This window comes from Algoriphagus sediminis (assembly GCF_030403435.1).
Classification (GTDB): domain Bacteria; phylum Bacteroidota; class Bacteroidia; order Cytophagales; family Cyclobacteriaceae; genus Algoriphagus; species Algoriphagus sediminis.
In genome coordinates, this window is sequence record NZ_JAUEPH010000002.1 from 153,938 (window position 1) to 174,995 (window position 21,058).

Annotated in this window: 14 protein-coding genes; 7 read left to right on the top strand and 7 right to left on the bottom strand. The window is 40.2% G+C overall.

The genetic code is table 11. The annotated features are described in order from the left end of the window. The first annotated feature begins 77 nt into the window (after positions 1-77). Both QVH07_RS03905 and QVH07_RS03910 read left to right on the top strand, forming a co-directional pair. Positions 78-3,326, top strand: coding sequence for a UvrD-helicase domain-containing protein (locus QVH07_RS03905; RefSeq protein WP_289998837.1), 3,249 nt, complete (start codon positions 78-80; stop codon positions 3,324-3,326). After that, positions 3,319-6,168: a PD-(D/E)XK nuclease family protein gene (locus tag QVH07_RS03910; protein ID WP_289998838.1), complete on the top strand. Its 2,850-nt coding sequence runs from the start codon at positions 3,319-3,321 to the stop codon at positions 6,166-6,168. The genes QVH07_RS03905 and QVH07_RS03910 overlap by 8 nt, the downstream gene beginning before the upstream one ends. Here the strand turns inward: QVH07_RS03910 and QVH07_RS03915 are convergent, their stop codons facing one another. Continuing rightward, positions 6,169-6,621, bottom strand: coding sequence for a YciI family protein (locus tag QVH07_RS03915; protein ID WP_289998839.1), 453 nt, complete (start codon positions 6,619-6,621; stop codon positions 6,169-6,171). It abuts the gene before it with no gap. An 876-nt stretch (positions 6,622-7,497) separates the two neighbouring features. On the opposite strand from QVH07_RS03915, the gene QVH07_RS03920 reads away from it, so the two are divergent. The 3 genes from QVH07_RS03920 to QVH07_RS03930 are packed head-to-tail and all read left to right on the top strand — an operon-like array spanning position 7,498 to position 10,024. Beyond that, positions 7,498-8,295, top strand: coding sequence for an MlaE family ABC transporter permease (locus QVH07_RS03920; RefSeq protein ID WP_289998840.1), 798 nt, complete (start codon positions 7,498-7,500; stop codon positions 8,293-8,295). Beyond that, positions 8,289-9,050, top strand: a complete 762-nt coding sequence (locus QVH07_RS03925; RefSeq protein ID WP_289998841.1) for an ABC transporter ATP-binding protein — start codon at positions 8,289-8,291, stop codon at positions 9,048-9,050. Before QVH07_RS03920 ends, QVH07_RS03925 begins: the two co-directional genes overlap by 7 nt. Then, on the top strand, positions 9,047-10,024 hold the full coding sequence (locus QVH07_RS03930; RefSeq protein ID WP_289998842.1) for an MlaD family protein: 978 nt from the start codon (positions 9,047-9,049) through the stop codon (positions 10,022-10,024). Before QVH07_RS03925 ends, QVH07_RS03930 begins: the two co-directional genes overlap by 4 nt. A gap of 28 nt (positions 10,025-10,052) precedes the next feature. On the opposite strand, the gene QVH07_RS03935 is transcribed toward QVH07_RS03930, so the two are convergent. Together QVH07_RS03935 and QVH07_RS03940 are read right to left on the bottom strand one after the other, a co-directional pair. Then, on the bottom strand, positions 10,053-11,099 hold the full coding sequence (locus QVH07_RS03935; RefSeq protein ID WP_289998843.1) for an endonuclease/exonuclease/phosphatase family protein: 1,047 nt from the start codon (positions 11,097-11,099) through the stop codon (positions 10,053-10,055). Positions 11,100-11,163: 64 nt separating this feature from the next. Then, positions 11,164-13,437: an aminotransferase class III-fold pyridoxal phosphate-dependent enzyme gene (locus tag QVH07_RS03940; protein WP_289998844.1), complete on the bottom strand. Its 2,274-nt coding sequence runs from the start codon at positions 13,435-13,437 to the stop codon at positions 11,164-11,166. A gap of 126 nt (positions 13,438-13,563) precedes the next feature. Here QVH07_RS03940 and pgi point away from each other — a divergent pair, with 126 nt between their 5' ends. Next, positions 13,564-15,225: a glucose-6-phosphate isomerase gene (gene pgi / locus QVH07_RS03945; RefSeq protein ID WP_289998845.1), complete on the top strand. Its 1,662-nt coding sequence runs from the start codon at positions 13,564-13,566 to the stop codon at positions 15,223-15,225. 17 nt (positions 15,226-15,242) lie between these two features. Continuing rightward, positions 15,243-15,692 (top strand): GNAT family N-acetyltransferase, encoded by a 450-nt coding sequence (locus QVH07_RS03950; protein WP_289998846.1) that lies wholly within the window; start codon positions 15,243-15,245, stop codon positions 15,690-15,692. On the opposite strand, the gene QVH07_RS03955 is transcribed toward QVH07_RS03950, so the two are convergent. The 4 genes from QVH07_RS03955 to recQ all read right to left on the bottom strand — a co-directional run bounded on the left by QVH07_RS03955 (position 15,693) and on the right by recQ (position 21,014). Further along, positions 15,693-16,142 (bottom strand): gliding motility lipoprotein GldH, encoded by a 450-nt coding sequence (locus tag QVH07_RS03955; RefSeq protein WP_289998847.1) that lies wholly within the window; start codon positions 16,140-16,142, stop codon positions 15,693-15,695. It lies immediately after the preceding gene. Then, entirely contained in the window at positions 16,135-17,406 is a 1,272-nt protein-coding gene (locus QVH07_RS03960; RefSeq protein ID WP_289998848.1) for a PSP1 domain-containing protein, read from the bottom strand. Before QVH07_RS03960 ends, QVH07_RS03955 begins: the two co-directional genes overlap by 8 nt. A gap of 121 nt (positions 17,407-17,527) precedes the next feature. Then, entirely contained in the window at positions 17,528-18,817 is a 1,290-nt protein-coding gene (gene purD, locus QVH07_RS03965; RefSeq protein ID WP_289998849.1) for a phosphoribosylamine--glycine ligase, read from the bottom strand. A 16-nt stretch (positions 18,818-18,833) separates the two neighbouring features. Then, positions 18,834-21,014 carry a DNA helicase RecQ gene (gene recQ, locus QVH07_RS03970; protein WP_289998850.1) on the bottom strand — a complete coding sequence of 727 codons (2,181 nt, stop codon included), beginning with the start codon at positions 21,012-21,014 and terminating at the stop codon, positions 18,834-18,836. Between the last annotated feature and the right edge of the window lie 44 nt (positions 21,015-21,058).

Consider the following 21,058-nt stretch of genomic DNA (forward strand, 5'->3'; position numbering starts at 1 on the left):
TGACATTTTTTGTCACAAAATTTGAAATTCCATATCAATTCGAAATCCCTGATTTACCTTAGGTCAGCGATCTACTTATGCAGCAGAAACCATTTATAATTTATAAGTCTTCAGCAGGTTCGGGAAAGACCTTTACCCTTACACTGGAATATCTCAAGCTTGCCTTGAAATATCCGGGTGCTTACAAGCAAATTCTTGCGGTGACCTTTACGAATAAGGCCACACAAGAAATGAAAGAAAGAATTCTGGAGTTTTTGCTAAGGCTGAGTTCTGAAGTCAGTGCGGATGAGTTTTTGGATCAGCAGCTTATGATGGCCCTTGGATTTGACGAGGCTCAGTTAAAAAAGGCTGCGAGAAACACCCTTCTGGACATCCTTCACGGTTATGGATATTTTTCGGTAAGTACCATTGATTCTTTTTTCCAAAAGGTCATTCGTTCTTTTGCTCGCGAAATGGATTTGGACGCCAAGTTTGAAGTGGAACTGGACCAAGATGCTATTTTGGAGCGATTGGTGGATAGGGTAGTGGAACTGGTGTCCGAAGATAAGCGGCTCAGAAAATGGTTGGTGAATTATGCCTCGGAACAGATCGAAAGTGAGAAGTCCTGGGATGTGAGGAGGGCTATCAAGGGCTTGGGAAAGGAGATTTTCAGAGAGAGTTTTAAAGCTTATCAAGAGCTTTTTAGGAAAACTATTGGAGAGGGGGATTTTTTAGAGCAATTCACCAAAGTTGTCAGAGAACAGAAGGCAGCTCTCATCTCAGAAGCCAATGAAGTAAAAGCCCAGGCAAATGACATTAGGATGCGTTTCGGTTTGGAATGGAAGGATTTTAAAGGAGGAGCCACCAGAAGTTTTGCGAATAGATTCGAAAAATTAGGAGATAAGGATAATCCAAGTCCTGGACTTACTGAACCTATGAAACGGGATCTTTCGGAAGTTGATAATTGGTACGCCAAGACAAGTCCTAAAAAATCAGAAATAGAAGAAGCTGCCGCAGCAGGACTAATGGAGTTAGCGTTTAAAATTCCTGACCTACATACCAGAGGAAATACGCTAAATGCTATCGCAAAAAACTTGAATGATTTTGGTGTTTTTAGAAATCTTATAAGTGAGCTCCAAGAGTTAAAATCAGAGGAAGGGATTCTACTTATTTCTGATGTAAATGATTTTTTGAAGAGAATTACTCAGGATTCCGAAGCTCCATTCATTTACGAAAAAATCGGAAATCAATACAAGCATTTTTTAATTGATGAATTTCAGGATACCTCGGATTTTCAATGGTCCAGTTTTAAGCCTTTATTGGAAAACTCTTTGGCCTCAGGTCACACTAACCTGATTGTAGGAGATGTGAAGCAATCTATTTACCGCTGGAGAGGAGGTAGGTTGGATTTACTGCTTTCTGAGGTGGAAAAGCAGATTCACAAGGAGTATCAGTACATTCGAAATCTTCAAACTAACTGGAGAAGTCTTCCAAACATTGTCAGTTTCAATAACTCGCTTTTTTCTAAGCTTGGACCTTTCATAGAATCTAAAGTGGAAGCGCATTATGGGTTGGACCCGGGGGGAATTCTGCAAAGTGCATTTGCTGAGGTGGTACAGGATGTGCCCGAAAAGAAGAGGGCACTCGATTTTCAGGGTAGGATTGAACTTGAATTCATTGAAAAAACTAAACAGGGAAAAGGGAATATGGAAGAGGATGAGGAGGAAGAAGATGAACCTACAGTTCTAGATAAACTTCCTGGATTGGTCATGCAGCTTCAGGATAAGGGCTATGAGCCTAAGGATATTGCATTTTTGGTTAGAAAAAATGATCAAGGGGCAAATGTGGCAGATACCCTTTTAACTTACGCTCAGGAAAATCCGGATAGCGGGTATCGATTTGATGTGCTTTCGGAGGAATCACTTTTCCTATGGAAATCCGCAGCGGTGAAATGTATAATTGCTGCGCTGACCTACATGAATAACCCGGCTGATCTGATTCCACTGAAAACCATGTGGTTTTATTATGCCCAGATCTTTGGGTTAGAGTATGATCATGAATTGTTTGATAAGCGTAGCATTCCAGGGGCTCTTTCTGCGAAGCAGGAAGGTTTTCTAGGGTCAATTGATAAATGGCTTCAGCTACCTCTAATGGAGCTTTTAGAGGAGTTGATTTCCTTCCTTGGCTTTTTCGAAAAGCATTCTGACCTGGCTTACATCAGTGGATTGAAAGAGGCAGTCTATGATTTTGTAAGTAAAAACAGAGCTGACTTGCAGGGCTTTCTGGACTGGTGGGAAATCAATTCTCATAAGAGAACCGTGAAGATTCCGCATGATCATAATGCCATGCGCATTTTGACGATTCATAAGTCAAAAGGGCTTCAATTTAAGGTGGTCGTAATGCCGTATCTTGACTGGCAGGTTGTGCAAAGTGGACAAATGGCTTCCATTTTATGGAGTGAGTATCAAGTTTCTGAGCATGTCCAAACTGTACTGCCTATTTCTCATCAAAGTTCACTGGCGGATTCAGCCTTCAAGAATATTTACAATGAAGAGATAAAATTATCCTTCCTAGATAGTATGAATATGCTTTATGTGGCCTTCACAAGAGCTGAAGAAGCTATCTACGGATTCAGTGGATTTAGTAAGCATAGTAAGGGTAAACTGAATCCCGTTCAAACAGGTAATTTGCTTTATGGGTTTTTTAAAGCCTTGAGTATGGAAGGATTGGGTGAGGGAGCAGCATGGGATGATGATCGGCAAAAATTTAGCTTCGGAAACTGGGCTGCTTTGCAAATAAAGAAGGATACCCCAGGCTTAGGTGGTACAGAACTTAGGTGGAACTCAGTGAACTGGAGGGAGAAACTCAAGACCAGAGAGTTTGCATGGGATTTTTCAGAAAAAGGGCTAGAAGGAAGGGAACAGAGGCAATTAGGCTTGCTGGTCCATGAAATTCTAGAAAATGCCAAAAATTTGACCTCTGCAAAGTTAAGCTTGAAGGAGCTAGAATTCGAAGGTAGAATTGATGAAGAGACAAAAGAAAAAGTAGAGACAGAGATTACTGAATTGTTCGCAAGACCGGAGTTTTTGGATTGGTATGAAGGAGATTATCAGGTCTTGGCAGAACAAGGTATTCTTTTGCCGGGAGGCAAGCAGAAAAGACCTGACAGGATATTGATTGGGAAAAACAAAGCCCTTGTTGTTGATTTTAAAACCGGAGAAAAAAGGTCGAGTCATCAAGCTCAGGTCAGGGAATATATGCAGTTGGTTGGTGGACTCACAAATTTACCGGTCAAGGGATTTTTATGTTATGTGGGACCAACTGAAATATTAGAAATCGATGAGTAGCTTCCTGAAAGATACCGCCCAACAGCTGCTTGCAAGTGATATTCCTCTCAAGGAAATGATGGTTGTGCTACCCAATAGAAGAGCTGGGCTTTTCTTTACCAAATACCTGAGTGAAGCGATTGCAGAGCCGCAATGGATGCCAGAGGTGAAGACCATTGAGGAGGTTTTTTATGATTTGAAGGGAGAGAGACCTGCCGATGAGCTAACTCTTATTTTTGAGCTACATAGGATTTATTCGAGTCTTCAAACCTATAATTCGGAGGAGGACAGAGAAAAAGATAGCTTTGAAAAGTTTTATTTCTGGGGTGAAATAATCCTGAAGGATTTTAACGATATCGATCAGTTTTTAGCTGATCCGGAAAAAGTATACGAGAACCTGGCCGAACAGAAAATTCTTGAATCTGATCTATCCTTTTTAACTGAGGAGCAGAGAGTTCTTATCTCTCAGTTTTGGAAGTCATTCGAAGAGCAAAGTCCAGAGGAGAAACAAAAATTTCTTCGATTTTGGGAAATTCTGGGTTCTTTATATCAAAAGTTTCAAGCTAGCCTGGAAACGCTAGGCTTAAGCTATGGGGGACGTATTTACCGCTCCGTTATAGAGAATTTGAACCAGAATGAAAAACCTGAAAAGCATGTTTATTTTTTAGGTTTTAATGCTTTTACCAAAGCTGAAGAGAAGTTAATCAAACATTATATCAAGGAGTTTGGCGCAAGAATATTTTGGGATATTGATCAATATTATCTTCAAGATAACAGGCAGGAGGCCGGTTTATTTTTTAGGGATTATCAGAAAGACCCCATTTTTGGTCCCACTTTTCCTGAGGATATTCCAGACCGGATTTCAGGGAAAAATGATCGTATTCACACCTATTCGATTCCTTTGAAAAGTAATCAGGCGAATTTGGTAGGTAAAATTGCAGAGAGTATCGGAAAGGAGGAGGCTCTTGAAGAAACCGTTGTGATCCTTCCAGATGAGCAGCTTTTATTTCCTGTTTTGCATGCACTGCCCAATGAAATAGAAAAGCTAAACGTGACGATGGGTTATCCCATCCGAAATGCTCCTGTCTTTGCCTTTTTGGATGCAGTTTTGGATTTGCAGAGGTATCTGAAAGAAAAGGAAGACAAGGCCTTTTTCTATCATAAGCCTGTGATCGATTTATTGGCTTTCACCTATTTGAGATCTGAAAATGAGGGATTTGTGGAACAGGCTATCGATCAGATTAGAGTAAATAACCAAACATCCATTCCAGCAGAATCACTTGCCAAGGGAGGAAAAATGTTTGAGTTGATTTTTAGAAAAGTTGCCGCTGAAGAGCTTTTTGTATACCTCTCCGATTTGATTCGGTATTTGGCTTCAAGTCTGGAAAATGATCCGGTCCAGAGAAGCTATTTATTTCAGGCTTTCAAGCAACTGACAAGGATACAGGCTATTTTCAGGGATAATCAAAGGGCAGAAATCAATAAAGATTTCTATCTCAAAATTTTCCGCAAGTTGTTTCGCGAATTGAAGCTTCCCTTTGATGGAGAACCTCTGGAAGGACTTCAAATAATGGGTGTTTTGGAATCTCGTAATCTTGATTTCAAAAGAGTAATCATTTGTGATTTGAATGAAGGAAGCTTTCCTCCTGGAGGAGGGATTAATTCAATGATTCCTTTTAATCTCAGGAGGGCTTTTGGATTGCCGGTACAGGAGCAAAACGATGCAATTTACGCCTACACTTTCTATAGATTGCTACATCGTGCGGAAGAGGTGCATTTGATTTATACCACTGCTTCTGATCAGGGGAAAGTTGGTGAAATGAGTCGCTTTGTTCAGCAGATGAAGGTTGAGTTAGGAATTACGAGCCCATCACCAGTTATGATTCCCGTTGATCTCACCAAAGGCAAAGAGATTCGGATTGAGAAATCAGAAGAGGTGTTAAAAAGTTTAAGAAGATATTATTTAGGGCAGGAGGGAGGAACCTCTTTTTCAGCTTCAGCATTAAATACCTATTTGGATTGTAGATTACGATTTTACCTACGTTATATCGCAGGATTAAAGGAAAAAGAAGAAGTCGTAAGCGAGATTGATCCGTCTACATTTGGCACCCTGCTTCACAATGCACTGGAATTACTTTATGCAAAAAAAGAGGGAGATGAGCCTAAAGTAATCACTTCCCATGAAATAAAAAGATTGAAAGAAACCATTCCAAATGCTGTCGAGAAGGCTATTCGTGATTTTTATCATCTGGATGCCGAAGAGGAACTTGAGTTAAGTGGACAACTACAAATAGCTCGCGCGGTCATTTCAAATTATATAAAGGCCGTTTTGGATTACGACCTCCGAAATGGTGATTTTAAAATATTGTCCCTGGAAAAAAAATATTTTGATAGCCTCGAAGTAGAAACCTTTGAAGGGGAGCGAAAAGTGGCCTTATCAGGCTTGATTGACAGGGTTGATGAGAAAGATGGAGTCATCCGCCTTATTGATTACAAAACGGGTAAGGATAAGAAAAAGGTGACTTCGATTGAATCCCTCTTTGACCGTGATGATAAAAACAGGAATAAAGCGGCCATGCAAACCTTGCTATATTCTCGCTTTTTCAAGGCCGAAAATCCAGGCAACCCATTAAAGGTCAAACCCGCAATTTTCAATGTAAGAGAAATTTATAATCCGGATTTTAACCCCTTTTTGATGATGGAGAAAGCCGAAATAGAGGATTTTTCAAGTGTAGCTGAAGAATTTGAAGTGGGATTACACGCCTTAATTTCAGAGATTTTTGATAAGAATCAGGAATTTAACCAGACTGAAGATGAAGAGAAGTGTGAGTATTGCCCCTACAAAGAAATTTGTGGGCGATAATTAAATATCAACTTTTTGAATCTTCTCATGCATTTCCAGCAAAAGTGAAAGTGCAGCCGATCCATACCATTCCTTAAGTTCCATTTTTAGAACTCCGGCCTCGATGGCGGGATCGGTATTGGTTAACGCCTCCGCCTCTTCTATCGAACCAACATCAAAAAAGAAAAGTCCCCGTAAATCTTCATTACCAAAAAATGGACCGGCCAAAACCATTTTTCCTTCTTCTGCAAGCCGGCCAATATTGGCAAGATGTCCTTGCTGTAAGTCTGCTCTCTCTTGCTCAGTATACTCATTGACACGGTCACCTCGATAGAGAAAAGCGATTACAAACTTCTTCATACCATAATCATCAGCGCCTACTTTTTCGGCGAGTTTAGCATCATATTTTTCCTGTGCATTTGTCAGAATGCAAAGACCAAAAATCAAGAACAGGGATAGGAAAATCTTCTTCATTTTGAATGGGTTTTGTTGGGATGGATAAGGTAGAAAAAATGCTCCAAAATATCTTTAGAATTTCAAGGACTTACCCCGGGAAGACCAGAAATTAAAGCTCCGAACATAGGAAAAGGTAGCGCTGGGTAGAATAATTATTCAAAAATAATTGGCCTCAATTTTGCCCTTTTTGGGAGTAGATTTCAGAATGGAACTCTCAGGTTTTGACATTAGAGATAGGGTAGGTAAGGGTCCTTTGACTTCCTTATTTGGAGGAAAAAGAATTTCGTGAAGCCCTATTCTAGAAGCTCTTTGCTAATGAATAGGGTGATTAATTTCATGGAATTTTTCTTTGTACTGAAAGTGAGTAGCCCTTGAAAGATGAGTGCTTTTGGGTTTTTGAACCAAAAAGCTCGTGACTTTATCTAAGAAAAGTGAATTAGGAATAAAATGCTTTTTTAACCTCGAAATCAATTTATTTGACCTATTATAAATATTTGATTAATAAGTTTTTAAAATAAATTAAGGTTAACCATAATTAGCTAAGACTAAAAAATTTAGACTCACCTAAAAAGAATTTTTATTCCAATATGATCTTTATTGAGAATAGAGTCCCTTAGAATTCTTCACTCTTTATTTCACATTTTCTGTTTTCTATTCTTGCTTTAGAATTTCTGATTTCTGGTCTTGCATCATTAGGACTGAAATGTTCTGGAGTCTTTTGAATTTTTTTTTAAGAACTATTTTGATTTTATCATTTCTGACACAGACTTCTTGGCATGAAAAATGATTTTCTATTACGATAATTTATAAAGAGCATTTACAGAATTTTAATAGAATGAACTTGCTTTAAACCATCTGAGTTTTTTCCTTACTTTTACATTTCAAGCAAAATGAATGGCTGAAGAAAAAGACGATAAGAAACCATTTCTGTCGAAAAAAATAGATAAGTTTTTCACCGGTTTAGCAAGTGCCTATCGATTCGTTTTACGATTTTTTAAGGAGGTGTTTGTACCGCCATATGAGCTCAAGGAAGTAGTCCAGCAGTGTTATAGAATTGGTGTGGAATCTTTACCCTTAATTTCGCTTACTGGATTTATTGTAGGGATTGTGTTTACCAATCAATCGCGTCCCTCCCTAGAGGAGTTTGGTGCTGCATCTTGGTTACCATCTTTAATATCGATTGCAGTAGTAAGGGCGATGGGGCCTTTGGTGACGGCACTTATTGCTGCAGGAAAGGTCGGTTCTAGTATAGGTGCAGAAATAGGATCCATGAAGGTGACCGAGCAGATCGATGCTATGGAAGTTTCAGCAACTAATCCATTCAAGTTTTTGGTCGTGTCCAGAGTTTTGGCAACTACCTTTATGATACCTCTTCTTGTTATGTACACAGACTTTGTTGCTTTGATCGGGTCTTTTCTAAGCGTAAATTCAAAGGAACTGGTAAGTATGTCTACTTTCTTCGTACAGGTTTTTGAGTCGATTTCATTTTTAGACATATTTTCCTCAGTGATTAAATCTATTCTATTTGGGTTCACGATTGGAATGGTTGGGTGCTATAAAGGTTATAATTCCTCAAAAGGAACTGAAGGTGTAGGCCGGGCTGCTAATTCAGCGGTTGTAATTTCTATGTTTTTGATCTTCATTGAAGAGTTGCTGGCTCTTCAAATTGTAAATGCGATTCGGACATGGTAGGAACAGAAGAGAAAGTTGTAGAAGTAAGGAACCTATTCAAGTCCTTTGGTGATTTGAAGGTGCTACAAGGAGTAGATTTGGATCTCCATAAGGGTGAAAACCTCGTTGTTCTCGGAAAATCAGGTTCCGGAAAGTCCGTGCTTATTAAAATCATGGTTGGGCTACTGAAGCAAGATTCTGGTTCGATGATAGTCTTGGGAGAAGATGTGGCCAGCCTAGGAGTCAAAGCCTTAAATAAGCTTCGGTTGAACATTGGATTTTCATTCCAGAATTCTGCTCTTTACGATAGCATGACCGTGCGTGAAAACATGGAGTTTCCACTCGTGAGGAATGTTAAGAATCTGACCCGAAAGGAAATCACCATGAAAATCGAAGAGCTTTTGGATAGTGTAGGACTTCCCCAAAGCATCGATCAAATGCCTTCTGAACTCTCAGGAGGACAGAAAAAAAGAATTGGGGTGGCTAGAACATTGATTCTAGAACCTGAGATAATGCTGTACGATGAACCTACAGCAGGTTTGGACCCTATCACTTGCATAGACATAAACAATCTGATTATCCAAATCAGAGAACAGTATAACACTTCTTCAATAGTGATTACCCATGATCTTACCTGTGCTAAAATGACAGGAGATCGCCAGGCAGTCCTTTTGGATGGTCAATTTAAGGCCCAGGGTTCTTTTGAGGAAGTATTTGCTGGTGCGGAAGACCAGCGGGTTAAATCATTCTACGATTATAATTTCATTAATTCATGAAAGCTGAAAATAAAAGATCTGTCATCGTAGGAATATTTGTATTCCTAGGTATTGCCATTTTGGTCACAGGGATTCTGACTCTCGGTGGGCAGCAAAAGAAATTTGTGAAAGCCATTGAGCTCAGAGCTGTTTTCGACGACATCGGAGGATTGCAAACTGGAAATAACATCTGGTTTTCAGGGGTAAAAATCGGTACGGTTAAGCAAATCAACTTTTATGGTGATTCTCAGGTGGAAATTATCATGAATGTAGAGGAGGAGGTAGTCGACTTTATCCGGAAGGACTCCAAAGCTACCTTAAGCTCTGATGGTCTGATAGGAAATAAAATCATTGTCATTTATGGTGGAACAACCAACGCCCCGCCAGTGGAGAATGGAGATAGACTTCAAGCTGTAATGCCTTTGGATACAGATCAGATGATGGAAACCCTTCAGACCAATAATGAGAACTTGGTTGATATCACGGCTGATTTGAAGGTTTTGACTGGAAAATTAGCGGATGGTGAAGGGATAGTAGGTGCAGTAATGACGGATTCTATTTTGGCAGAAAACTTCCGAAAAATCTTAAATAATCTGACTGTGGCTTCAGAAAACAGTAATCGGATGCTAGCCGAGCTCAATGAATTCACAGCCAAGATCAATCAGGAGGGGAATCTGTTTAATGAATTGGCTACCGATACGATGATGGTAGCTCAGTTTAAGGAAACTCTGGGAACGCTCCAGGCTACAGCAGAAAATTCTCAGGAAATGACTGAAGAGCTAAAAGGAATTACAGAAAAGTTCAATTCCAGTGAAAATGCCATGGGGGTTTTATTGAACGATCCCGAGTTTGCTGAAGACTTAAAAAGCTTCATGATCAACACTGATTCTGCTACCTATAATCTGAATAAAGGGCTTGAAGCTTTGCCTTATACATGGCCTTTCCGCAAAGGATTTAAGCGTAAAGCCAAAGAAGAAGAAAAAGATAATAATTAACAGGAAGCCATCTGAAAAGGTGGCTTTCTTAATTTTTAGCCTTATTTATTTTTTCTTTAGCTTCCATCTTGTCTTCTTTATCAAGATCAAGTTTTTCGGTTTTTGTTCCGTTTGAGATACAGGCCTTAATACTAATTGGGAGGTGATCTGATCCTATTTCCTCAAGGACTTTAATCTCATTTAACCCGAATTCTTCACTCAAAAACACATGGTCCAAAGGCCACCTAAAAAGGGGGAATTTCGCGTGAAAAGTATTGTAGAAACCACGGCCTCGACGTGGGTCCATTAGTCCTGAAATTTTAAGGAAAAGCTCTGTTGTCCGGCTCCATGCAACGTCATTCAGATCGCCCATTACCACACATGGTTTTGGATTTGCATGAGCCTTTTTTCCAACCACTAATATTTCAGCATCTCTATCCGTACTTTTTTCATTTTCAGAAGGAACTGGAGGGGTAGGATGGATTCCATATAATGTAATCAATTGACCGGATGGCAAGGCAATATCCACTTCAATGGAGGGAATTTCTTTATCAATTAAATAGTTTATTTCTTCTCTTTTTATCTCATGCTTAGAAAAGAAAAGCAACCCATAGGTGTTATCGAGAGGTTTTAGAATTTGGTAAGGATATCGGCTTCTTATTGCAGAAAGCTCTTCAAGCCACTTTTCGTCGGTCTCCACCATAAAAATGAGGTCAGGATCTTCCTTGTTTATAAGATCAAGCACCTTCTTGAATTTCGAATTATACTGGTAAACATTAGCGATTAAGAGGTGAATTCCTGATTCCGCTGAAAACTCACAGTCCTCGATCATCTTCCTTCCGAGTTGGGTAAAAGGTAGAATTTTACTCAGAAGGAATACTGATGAACCTGATAGCAGAAGTAACCAAATAAAATATTCCTGATTGAAACTTTCCTCATCGAAAACTATCCAGAGGATAACCAGTGTGAGAACAATGCCTAATTTTTGGAGTCTTGGGTAATCGTAAATCCTCACCCACCAAGCCTGATGTGGGATTTTTGGGATAAATGTGACAAGTAAAATAATAGTGCTAAGCACTCTGAGAACCCAAATCATAAGGTAGTTTACCAAATCTCAGCCTGAAATCATTTAGCTTTTGGATAAAGGGTATCAAACTTTTTTAGGTGTGATCAATTTTAAGAACCTGAGCCATAGTTTCCACTACCTTTTCTGCATTTTCCTTCGTGAAGCAGAGAGGAGGTTTTGTTTTCAAAACATTGTCATTTGGACCATCAGTGCTAATTAGGATATTTTCTTCTCGTAATCTGTTTTTGATTTCTGAAGCTAGTTCCTGATCGGGACTCTTAGTACCGGGTTTGACTATTTCTACTCCAATGAATAGTCCCGACCCTCTGACATCTCCTATGCAATCCGTCTGCTCGGAAAGCTCCCTGAATAGCTTCATGTAATGATCTCCAACCTCCTTTGCATTCTGTTGTAAACCTTCTTCTTCGATTACTTCCAGAACTGATAGTCCTATGGCACAGCTCACAGGGTTCCCTCCAAAAGAGCTAAAAAATTCCACCCCCTTCTCAAATGATTCTGAAATTTCCTGTGTGCAAACAACAGCTCCAAGTGGATGACCATTGCCAATAGGCTTTCCTAAAATCACCATATCTGGAATTACTCCCTGAGCCTCAAAACCCCAAAAATGGTCTCCAATTCGTCCAAATCCTGTTTGAACTTCATCACTTATGCATACTCCTCCCTGCTTTCTGAATGCCGGATAAAGCTCCGCCAAATATCCTGGGGCTAAAGGAACTTGACCTCCACAACCGACAATGGGTTCAGCGATGAAAGCTCCCAAATGCTCACTTTGGCTTTTCATTTCTTCAATGGCATCGGTAGCATATTGCCTTCCTGCAGTCTCCGGATTGTTGTATTTGCCTAAATATATGTCTGGCAAGGGAGTTTTAAATATATGAGCGGCCTGTCCAGGCCCCTTCGAATTGGAAAATTTATAATCACTCACCTCTATTCCGATCTGTGTATTTCCATGATAGCCATGCTCCATGACCATAATGTTTTTACGGCCAGTGTGTTTTTCTGCCAGCCTAATGGCCAAATCGCTCGCAGCTGAGCCTGAATTCACGAAAAAAACTCGGTTTAGATTTGAAGGGAACTTTGACAAAAGCTTTTCTGCATATTTAGGAAGCAGGTCATATAGATAGCGGGTGTTCGTGTTGAGTTTTGCCATTTGCTTCCTTCCTGCTTCTACCACCTTTGGGTGGCAATGTCCCACATGTGGAATATTATTGTAAGCATCCAGAACGGTTTGTCCGTCTTTTGTATACAAATACTGAAATGCAGACCCTGTGAAACTTAGCGGTTTTTTATAGCTCACAGAGAGAATCTTACTTAAGAATTGATGTCTTCGCTCCAGTTCATTTTTTGTAGAATCAATTTTGGTTAATTCCATCCCTAAGCCTTTTTTGAAATGCCTTGTGACGCCATCCCGAGATAGGCAGATCCACTTTCTGAGGGTAGCAAAAGCGAAATTTTCACTGATTCTTGCGTATTCATTTTCTGAGTCTAAGCTCCTTGATTCTGCTGATTTACAGACACTGGTGCAAAGCCTGGCAGCGATAAGATCGTACAAAAGTTCTACTTCTATTGCACCTAGCGGTCTCTTTTGATGGTAAGCTTGAAGGAAATCATTGGTCCATTCCAATGGGTTTTCCTTATCATAAATCAGATAGGTCAAAGCAATAGCTACCTCACAGATGACAGGAGCGTAGCAGCAATCACCAAAATCAATCAGTGAGTAGTATTTTGAATCCCTGGTTAAGATATTCCATTCATTCGCATCCCCATGAATGAGTTGCCTGGGCAGTGAATGAAGTATTTCCCGAGTATTTTCATCAAACTGGAGAAAAAAATACCTGACCAGTTTAGCGTCCGATGGATTTTGAATTTTCGGGAGATGCTTCTTGATATCCCCAAAATAGATCAAATTCCAGTCGGTTCTTTTAGCTTGTAGAGGGTAGGATTTTATTTCTGACAAAGCAAGGTCTATATCAGCAAGTCCATCTCCTAACTGGGTATAAAGTGATTTTTTAGGTTTGGTATCCCCTAAAAATGTACCATCGATAAAAGTTAGAATTCGAGCAATCACCTTTTGGTTTAAGAGAAAAAATAAACCCACGAGTTCTCCATTTTTCCACTGAATTGGTTTTGATGTCTGGAAATTATCAGATCTGCTAAGGAAGTTCAGCACTCTGGTTTCTTCCTTGATCATATCTAGGGTTTCCGGTTCAAATGGATAGGTTTTAAGAATGAAGAGCTCACCTTCACATTCAAAGCGATAGTTTCGGTTGGCATAGCCATCCAATTTCCTAATATTTTTGACCTCAGGATGAAATTCTTTCTTCAATAATTCGAGGACTTCCTTCATTTCTTTCCGATCTTTTTATTGATTTTTAAAAAAGCGAACCCTAAAACACATCACTTATCCTTCCAAGCCTCTTTTGAAAGCCCATATTAATTCTATTTTTGTGAAATTCGACTTGAAACCTATTAAATGAAAACCATTAACCCAAGCCAAACTGATGCCTGGAAAAGGCTGACAGCCTTATCGAAAAAATATGAAGATCTTAAATTATCTGATCTTCTGGCTGAGCATGAGAGATTTGAACGCTATTCTATACACTTCGAAGATTTACTCCTGGACTATTCCAAAAATCTAATCAATGATGAGATTTTTAATGCACTGAGAGATTTGGCAGAGGAAACCGAGTTACATGATGCTATCCAGTCAATGTTTTCGGGTGATCATATCAATCAGACCGAGGATAGAGCTGTTTTGCATACAGCCTTACGAAACCAAAGTGGTCACGCGGTTTATTTGGATGGGAAGGACGTGATGCCTGAAGTGCAAGCAGTGCTTGACCAAATGAAGAGTTTTTCTAATAAGATTTATAATCAGGAATGGTTAGGGTACACTGGGAAACCTATCAAATCTTTGGTGAATATCGGAATAGGAGGTTCTGATCTTGGACCTGTAATGGTAACCGAAGCTCTGAAATCGTATCAAAACCCAAAGCTTGAAGTTTTCTTTGTTTCCAATGTGGATGGAACACATATAGCAGAAACTTTGAAAAAAGTGGACCCTGAAACTACCATGTTTTTCATAGCATCAAAGACTTTTACTACTCAAGAAACCATGACCAATGCGCACACGGCTCGCGCCTGGTTTATGGAAAAGTCAAAAGATGAGCAAGCAGTGGCTAAGCATTTCATCGCATTATCTACGAATGAGAGTGCTGTCAGCAAATTTGGTATAGCACCGGAAAATATGTTTACGTTCTGGGATTGGGTAGGGGGTAGATATTCCTTGTGGTCTGCTATCGGATTATCCATTGCCTGTGCGATTGGGTTTGAAAATTTCCATGACCTTCTCAAAGGGGGCCATGCCATGGATGAACACTTTAAGCATTCCATGTTTAATAGAAATATTCCGGTCATTCTTGCTCTGATAGGTATCTGGAATACCAATTTCCTAGGAGCATCCACCGAAGCCATCCTTCCTTACAATCAATACATGCATAGGTTTGCGGCTTATTTTCAGCAGGGAAATATGGAAAGCAACGGAAAGTATGTTGACCGAAATGGAGAAAAAGTCGATTACAAAACTGGTCCTATCATCTGGGGGGAACCAGGAACCAATGGGCAACACGCATTTTATCAGTTGATTCATCAGGGCACTCATTTAATTCCTTGTGATTTTATAGCACCGGCTATTTCTCATAATCCAATTGGGGATCACCATTTAAAACTGATGTCCAATTTCTTCGCTCAAACTGAAGCTTTGGCCTTCGGCAAAAGTGAAAAAGAAGTAAAAGAAGAGATGATCTCTGCTGGAGCATCCGAGGAGGAAACTCAAAGGGTATTACCTCACCGGGTTTTTGAAGGGAATCGTCCTACAAATTCGATTCTTGTAAAAAAGATCACTCCATATACCTTAGGAATGCTCATAGCAATGTATGAGCACAAGATTTTCGTTCAGGGAGCAATTTGGAATATTTTTAGCTTCGATCAATGGGGTGTGGAACTGGGTAAAGTTCTGGCCAAGAAAATCCTCCCTGAATTGGAAAATGATGAGGAGATTCAGAGTCATGATGCATCTACAAATGGTCTGATCAATGCTTTCAAAAAACTGAGAAATTCCAAGGAAAACGGTTGATCCATACTTCTGATTCCATGAATAAGATTCTCAGGACAGATACTGAAAGCAAAGATTTTCAAAGACTTGTGAGAAAGTTAGATGCTTATTTGGCTGAGATCGACGGAGAGGAAAATGCCTTTTATTCTCAATACAACAAAATCGAATTCCTTGACAAGGTGGTAGTACTTTATCAGGGTGAGGTGCCAGTGGCCTGTGGAGCAATGAAACCCTCAGCAGGAGGCAATCTGGAGATCAAAAGAATGTACACTTTACCCGAATTTAGAGGAAGAGGTTTAGCCTCTCAGGTAGTACATGAACTTGAAAAATGGGCCAAAGAGTCTGGCGCTGAGGCCTGCGTGCTTGAAACAGGAAAGAGGCAAAAGGATGCCGTGGCTCTATATAAAAAGCTTGGGTATCAGATCATCCCAAACTTTGAGCCTTATGTGGGCGTCGAGAACAGCCTCTGTTTTGAGAAAAAGCTCTAGCTACTTGGTTGCTTTGAATCCGACTGCTTCTATTCCCTTCAATTGGTTTACTCTCATGTATTGAAGAATATCCAGACCGGATGCATTCATATTGATTTTATAATCGAGGGTGTCATAGAGTGTTCTGGTTCCTCCAAATCCATTCCCAAGAGGCTTTCCTGATTTGGGATCGAATAGAATCACATTCACCAATTTTTCCTCAAGCACCGTTCCAGAGGAGTCACTTTCCAAGAGCTTCAGGTAAATATTGGTATAAGGATAGTCCTCATTGAAACGAACTGAGACCAAAAAATGCTCGGCCGAATCAAGGTTTTGAAGCTCATAATGGATGGTGTCTGTGAAACCCCATAATTGGTTAGGCACTTCCTCGAATTGTTCGTAAACTCTGTTTCCATCACAGGAGAATAGCACTACGCCAAGAAAAATTAAAAACGCCGGAATTCTATTCATTTTTTGATGAGTTGTTATTTGAGTCGCGATTTTTTCTAGGTGGAAATTTCCTATTTTTCTTATTTCCTCCTTGATCTTTTGGTCCCTGTGAAGAATTTCCCTTTGCTTCTACGTTGGGATTCTGAGGTCTTGGTCCTTTAGGCTTTCTTCTTTTATTCCTGGACTGTGAGTTTGGATTTTCTTGGCTCTTTTGTTGATTTCGATTTTGAGCCTGTTGTTCATTCCTGTTTCTGCCACGATTCCTTTTATTCCTGGACCCTCGGTTCCCCTTCTTTTTCTTGGCAAATTTCTTATCCAACTCCACCAGTTCAAGGGTTGATTTAGCGGCCAAATTCTCTATTTCATCTGCAGTATTTACCTGAAGATTGAATACGGTGACTCCCTTTGAGTTTAATTCAAGAATCTCCGATACTCGATCACAGGAGATGTTTTGCCATTCACTTTCATTGTTTAGGCTGAACCACATCAGTCGCCTGAAAATGTCGGTTTTTTGGAGCTTTGCAGGACCCTGCTCGGTCTGAAGTGGTTTTTCCACTTTAGGGATATCCTTTATGGCATCCAGATAGGTATCCAATTCGTAATTCAGACAGCATTTCAGCCTGCCACACTGCCCACTGAGCTTGCTTGGATTCAGCGATAGATTTTGATAGCGTGCAGCTGAAGTACTCACATTTTTGAAATCTACCAACCAGGTAGAGCAGCAAAGCTCACGACCACAAACGCCTATTCCACCAAGACGTCCTGCCTCCTGTCGGAGACTAATTTGCTTCATTTCAACCCGAATTCTGAACTCGCCTGCCAGTACTTTGATTAATTCACGAAAATCTACTCGCTCATCCGCGGAATAGTAAAAAGTAGCTTTTGAGTTGTCTGCCTGATATTCTATGTCTGACAGTTTCATTTTTAACCCTAACTCAAGGATTATTTGGCGAGTACGGTAGAGAGTGGGGATTTCCCTGTTTTTTGCCTCGGCCCATCTTTCAAGGTCATTTTCACTCGCTTTTCTATACACTTTAAGGATATCGTCATCATCCCGGATTTTGCGCTTTTGCATCTGTAACCTCACGAGTTCGCCCTGCAAGGAAACATAGCCGATATGATGTCCTGGGTTAGAAGCGACTACTACTGGATCACCAGTATTAAGTTCCAGGTAGTCAATGTTCCTATAGTATTCTTTCCGACCTCCTTTAAACTTAATTTCGACTATATCAAAATTATCTACCTGGGGAATACCCATGTGGGTAAGCCAGTCAAAAGAATTCATTTTGTTACAATCACTCGTGCCACACGTTCCGTTGTTTTGGCACCCATTCCCTCCGCTTGTGGAGCAACTAGTACATCCAGACATAATATATTCTCAGGTGTAAAACCTGTCTATTTTGGGTTTAATTATACAATTTTTGGATATCCTCTCCGATATCCTTTCGATAGTAAGCTCCTTCCCAGGAAACCTTTTCTACTCTTTCAAAGGCATTTTCAAGAGCTTCTGAGAGAGTTTGGCCTAGCCCGGTAATAGCTAGTACTCTTCCTCTTGTATTGATCAAATCTCCATTGTCATTCCTACCAGTTCCCGCATGAAAAAGAATAGATTTGTCATTTCCCTCACCCAGAGAAATAGGGAAGCCCTTCGTGTAGGAACCAGGATAGCCCCCACTTACCATCACCACTGTGGTAGCAAAATGAGGAGATATTTTCAAGTCATACTCAGCAAGATTTCCTTTTCCCATAGCTTCAAGCATAGTCAGAAAATCAGATTCTATTCGCGCTAAAACAGCTTGTGTTTCAGGATCTCCCATTCGAACATTGTATTCGATGACGTATGGATCATCACCTTTGTTCATCAGGCCTATGAAAATAAAACCTTTATAGCTGATTTCTTCCTTTGCGAGACCGTCTACTGTTGGTTTAATTATACGGTCTTCGACCTTTTTCATAAAGTCTTCATCGGCAAAAATCACTGGACTCACTGCTCCCATTCCTCCGGTATTCAGTCCTGTATCACCTTCGCCTATTCTTTTGTAATCTTTTGCCTCTGGCAAAATTTTATAATCCTTACCATCCGTCGCAACAAAAACAGAAAGCTCAATTCCTTCGAGAAATTCTTCAATCACCACCTTAGAAGAGGCATTTCCGAATTTGGCATCAATAAGCATTTCTTTGAGGTTTGCTTTAGCATCTGCCAAAGTCTCACAGATTAAAACCCCTTTTCCCGCCGCCAAACCATCCGCCTTCAGAACTATGGGAAGAGATTGCTTTTCCAAATAGGCCAGCCCTTCTTCTAATTGATCAGCAGTAAAGGTTTCGTAGGCCGCGGTAGGAATATTATTCCTTTGCATAAATCTCTTCGAGAAATCCTTACTTCCTTCTAAGGTCGCACCGAGCTGTGAAGGACCGACTACAGGTATATGAGAAACCGTGCTATCATTTAGAATGTAGTCGCTAATGCCTTTAACAAGTGGTTCTTCCGGTCCCACTACCACCAAATCGACCTTCTCCTCCTTGAGGAAGGTAGCAATGGCTTCAAAATCAGTTATTTTAAGTGATACATTTTCAGCTATTTCTGCTGTACCGGCATTTCCTGGAGCTACGAATAGTTTATCACAGGATGGGCTCTGGGTGATCTTCCAGGCGAAGGCATGCTCTCTTCCTCCGCTTCCAAGCAACAATATGTTCATTTGTGTTTTTCACGTTTTAATTAGCATGGTCAGAAATGAATTTGATTCGATAAATGCGGATTTCATCCTCCGCAAAATCTTCCTCTTCCAGTTCTTCCAAGGCATATTCAATTTTATCGTCCTCAGCCGTCATAAAATAGTCGTGAATGATATCCTCCCTTTCTTCATCCATAATATGGTGGATGTAGTAGTCAATATTCAATTTGGTCCCGCTGTAGATGATTTGTTCCACTTCCTGAATCAAATCGGAAAATGACAAATTCAAATTCTCAGCGATCTCATCAAAATCTATTTTACGATCAATTTGCTGAATGATCGAAATCTTTATTTTCGATCGGCTTCCAGAGCTTTTGACAATTACGTCTGAGGCAGTTTCTATGTCATTCTCCTCTACGTATTTGGCGATGAGCTTCAGAAATGATGACCCGAATTTAGCCACTTTTCCCATTCCCACGCCATTGATCTGTGCCAATTCTTCTCTCGTGGTAGGATATAATGTGGCCATCTCTTCTAGAGAGGGGTCCTGGAAGATAACATAGGGTGGAAGGCCTTTGGATTTGGCTACCCTTTTTCTCTCGGCCCGAAGAAGATCATAAAGTTCCTCATCATAGGCTAGGTCTGTGTTTCCATCTCCATCATTGGACTCGATTTCCTCTTCCATTTTTTCGAAGTCCTGATCCTTATACAAATCCACAGAAAATGGATCTTCTAAGAATTCTTTTCCCTCTTGGGTAACCTTCAGCAGACCATAATTCTCGATATCTTTTTCCAGAAATCCTCGGATCATAGCTTGTCTCAGGACTGACGTCCAAAGCTTTTCCCCTTCATCTTTTCCTTTCCCATAAACATCCAGCTCATCATGCTTATAACTGCTGATATATTCGTTTTCACCACCTATGATGACTTCCACTATATGAGCAAGGCCAAACCTTTCATCGCATAGCTTGACTGTTTCTAGTGCGGTTATCAGATGGTTTATCCCATCAAATGTTTCTCGGTTTCTTTTACAATTATCACAGAACCCACAATCCTTCTCCATCTTCTCCCCGAAATAATTCAGGATAAATTTCCTCCTGCAAACTGATGTTTCCGCATAGGCGGCCATCTCTTGAAGTAAAACTTTTGAGTTTTCTCTTTCGGTTACGGGTTTGTCCTTATTGAACTTATCCAGCTTGATAATGTCGTCGTAGTTATAAAACATCAGACAGTGTCCCTCCAAGCCATCTCGACCAGCTCTCCCGGTTTCTTGGTAGTACCCTTCCAGTGATTTTGGAACGTCATAATGAATTACAAACCTTACATCAGGCTTATCTATTCCCATTCCAAAGGCGATGGTCGCTACGATCACATCCACATCCTCATTTAGAAAGTCATCCTGATTTTTCATTCGGACCGCCGGTTCTAGACCTGCATGATATGGTGCGGCATTAATCTGATTTACTTTGAGTAAGGACGCGATTTCTTCGACTTTTTTCCTGCTTAGGCAATAAATAATTCCTGATTTGCCTTTATGTGATTTAATAAATCGAATCAGGCTTTTTTCGGTCCCCTTTTTTGTTTTTGGCCGTACTTCGTAAAAAAGATTAGTTCGATTAAATGAGGATTTAAACAGGTCAGCCTCTTCCATCTGGAGGTTTCTTTGAATATCCTGTTGAACCTTTGGAGTGGCGGTCGCTGTAAGAGCTATGATGGGAAGGTCTGGACCTATAAGTGCCACGATCGACTTTATTTTCCTGTATTCTGGCCGAAAATCATGTCCCCATTCAGAAATACAATGCGCTTCATCAATTGCCACAAAACTGAGTTTTACTGATTTCAGAAACTCAACATTTTCCTCTTTAGTCAAAGATTCAGGCGCCACATATAAAAGCTTGGTTTTTCCTGAGGCCACCTCAGATTTGACCTTTTTAGATTCAGTCTTATTCAGGGTGGAGTTTAGAAAATGAGCATTCACACCTATGGCATTCAATTGATCCACTTGATTCTTCATAAGTGCAATCAAAGGAGAAATAATGATGGCAGTGCCTTCAGATACCACTGCAGGCAGCTGATAACAAAGAGATTTTCCCGCTCCTGTAGGCATAATGACGAAGGTGTTCTTGTCATTCAAGAGGTTATCCACTATGGGTTCCTGATTTCCTCGGAACTGACTAAATCCAAAAATCCTCTTAAGATCTGATTTTACTATGTCCTGCACAAAAAAGCATTTAAGGTGATGAGAGATTGCTGCTAGAATGATTC

Bases quoted from the DNA above. Each gene is read 5' to 3' on its own strand.
- QVH07_RS03905 (WP_289998837.1), top strand. From the start codon at position 78: ATGCAGCAGAAACCATTTATAATTTATAAGTCTTCAGCAGGTTCGGGA.
- QVH07_RS03910 (WP_289998838.1), top strand. From the start codon at position 3,319: ATGAGTAGCTTCCTGAAAGATACCGCCCAACAGCTGCTTGCAAGTGAT.
- QVH07_RS03915 (WP_289998839.1), bottom strand. From the start codon at position 6,621: ATGAAGAAGATTTTCCTATCCCTGTTCTTGATTTTTGGTCTTTGCATT.
- QVH07_RS03920 (WP_289998840.1), top strand. From the start codon at position 7,498: ATGGCTGAAGAAAAAGACGATAAGAAACCATTTCTGTCGAAAAAAATA.
- QVH07_RS03925 (WP_289998841.1), top strand. From the start codon at position 8,289: ATGGTAGGAACAGAAGAGAAAGTTGTAGAAGTAAGGAACCTATTCAAG.
- QVH07_RS03930 (WP_289998842.1), top strand. From the start codon at position 9,047: ATGAAAGCTGAAAATAAAAGATCTGTCATCGTAGGAATATTTGTATTC.
- QVH07_RS03935 (WP_289998843.1), bottom strand. From the start codon at position 11,099: ATGATTTGGGTTCTCAGAGTGCTTAGCACTATTATTTTACTTGTCACA.
- QVH07_RS03940 (WP_289998844.1), bottom strand. From the start codon at position 13,437: ATGAAGGAAGTCCTCGAATTATTGAAGAAAGAATTTCATCCTGAGGTC.
- pgi (WP_289998845.1), top strand. From the start codon at position 13,564: ATGAAAACCATTAACCCAAGCCAAACTGATGCCTGGAAAAGGCTGACA.
- QVH07_RS03950 (WP_289998846.1), top strand. From the start codon at position 15,243: ATGAATAAGATTCTCAGGACAGATACTGAAAGCAAAGATTTTCAAAGA.
- QVH07_RS03955 (WP_289998847.1), bottom strand. From the start codon at position 16,142: ATGAATAGAATTCCGGCGTTTTTAATTTTTCTTGGCGTAGTGCTATTC.
- QVH07_RS03960 (WP_289998848.1), bottom strand. From the start codon at position 17,406: ATGAATTCTTTTGACTGGCTTACCCACATGGGTATTCCCCAGGTAGAT.
- purD (WP_289998849.1), bottom strand. From the start codon at position 18,817: ATGAACATATTGTTGCTTGGAAGCGGAGGAAGAGAGCATGCCTTCGCC.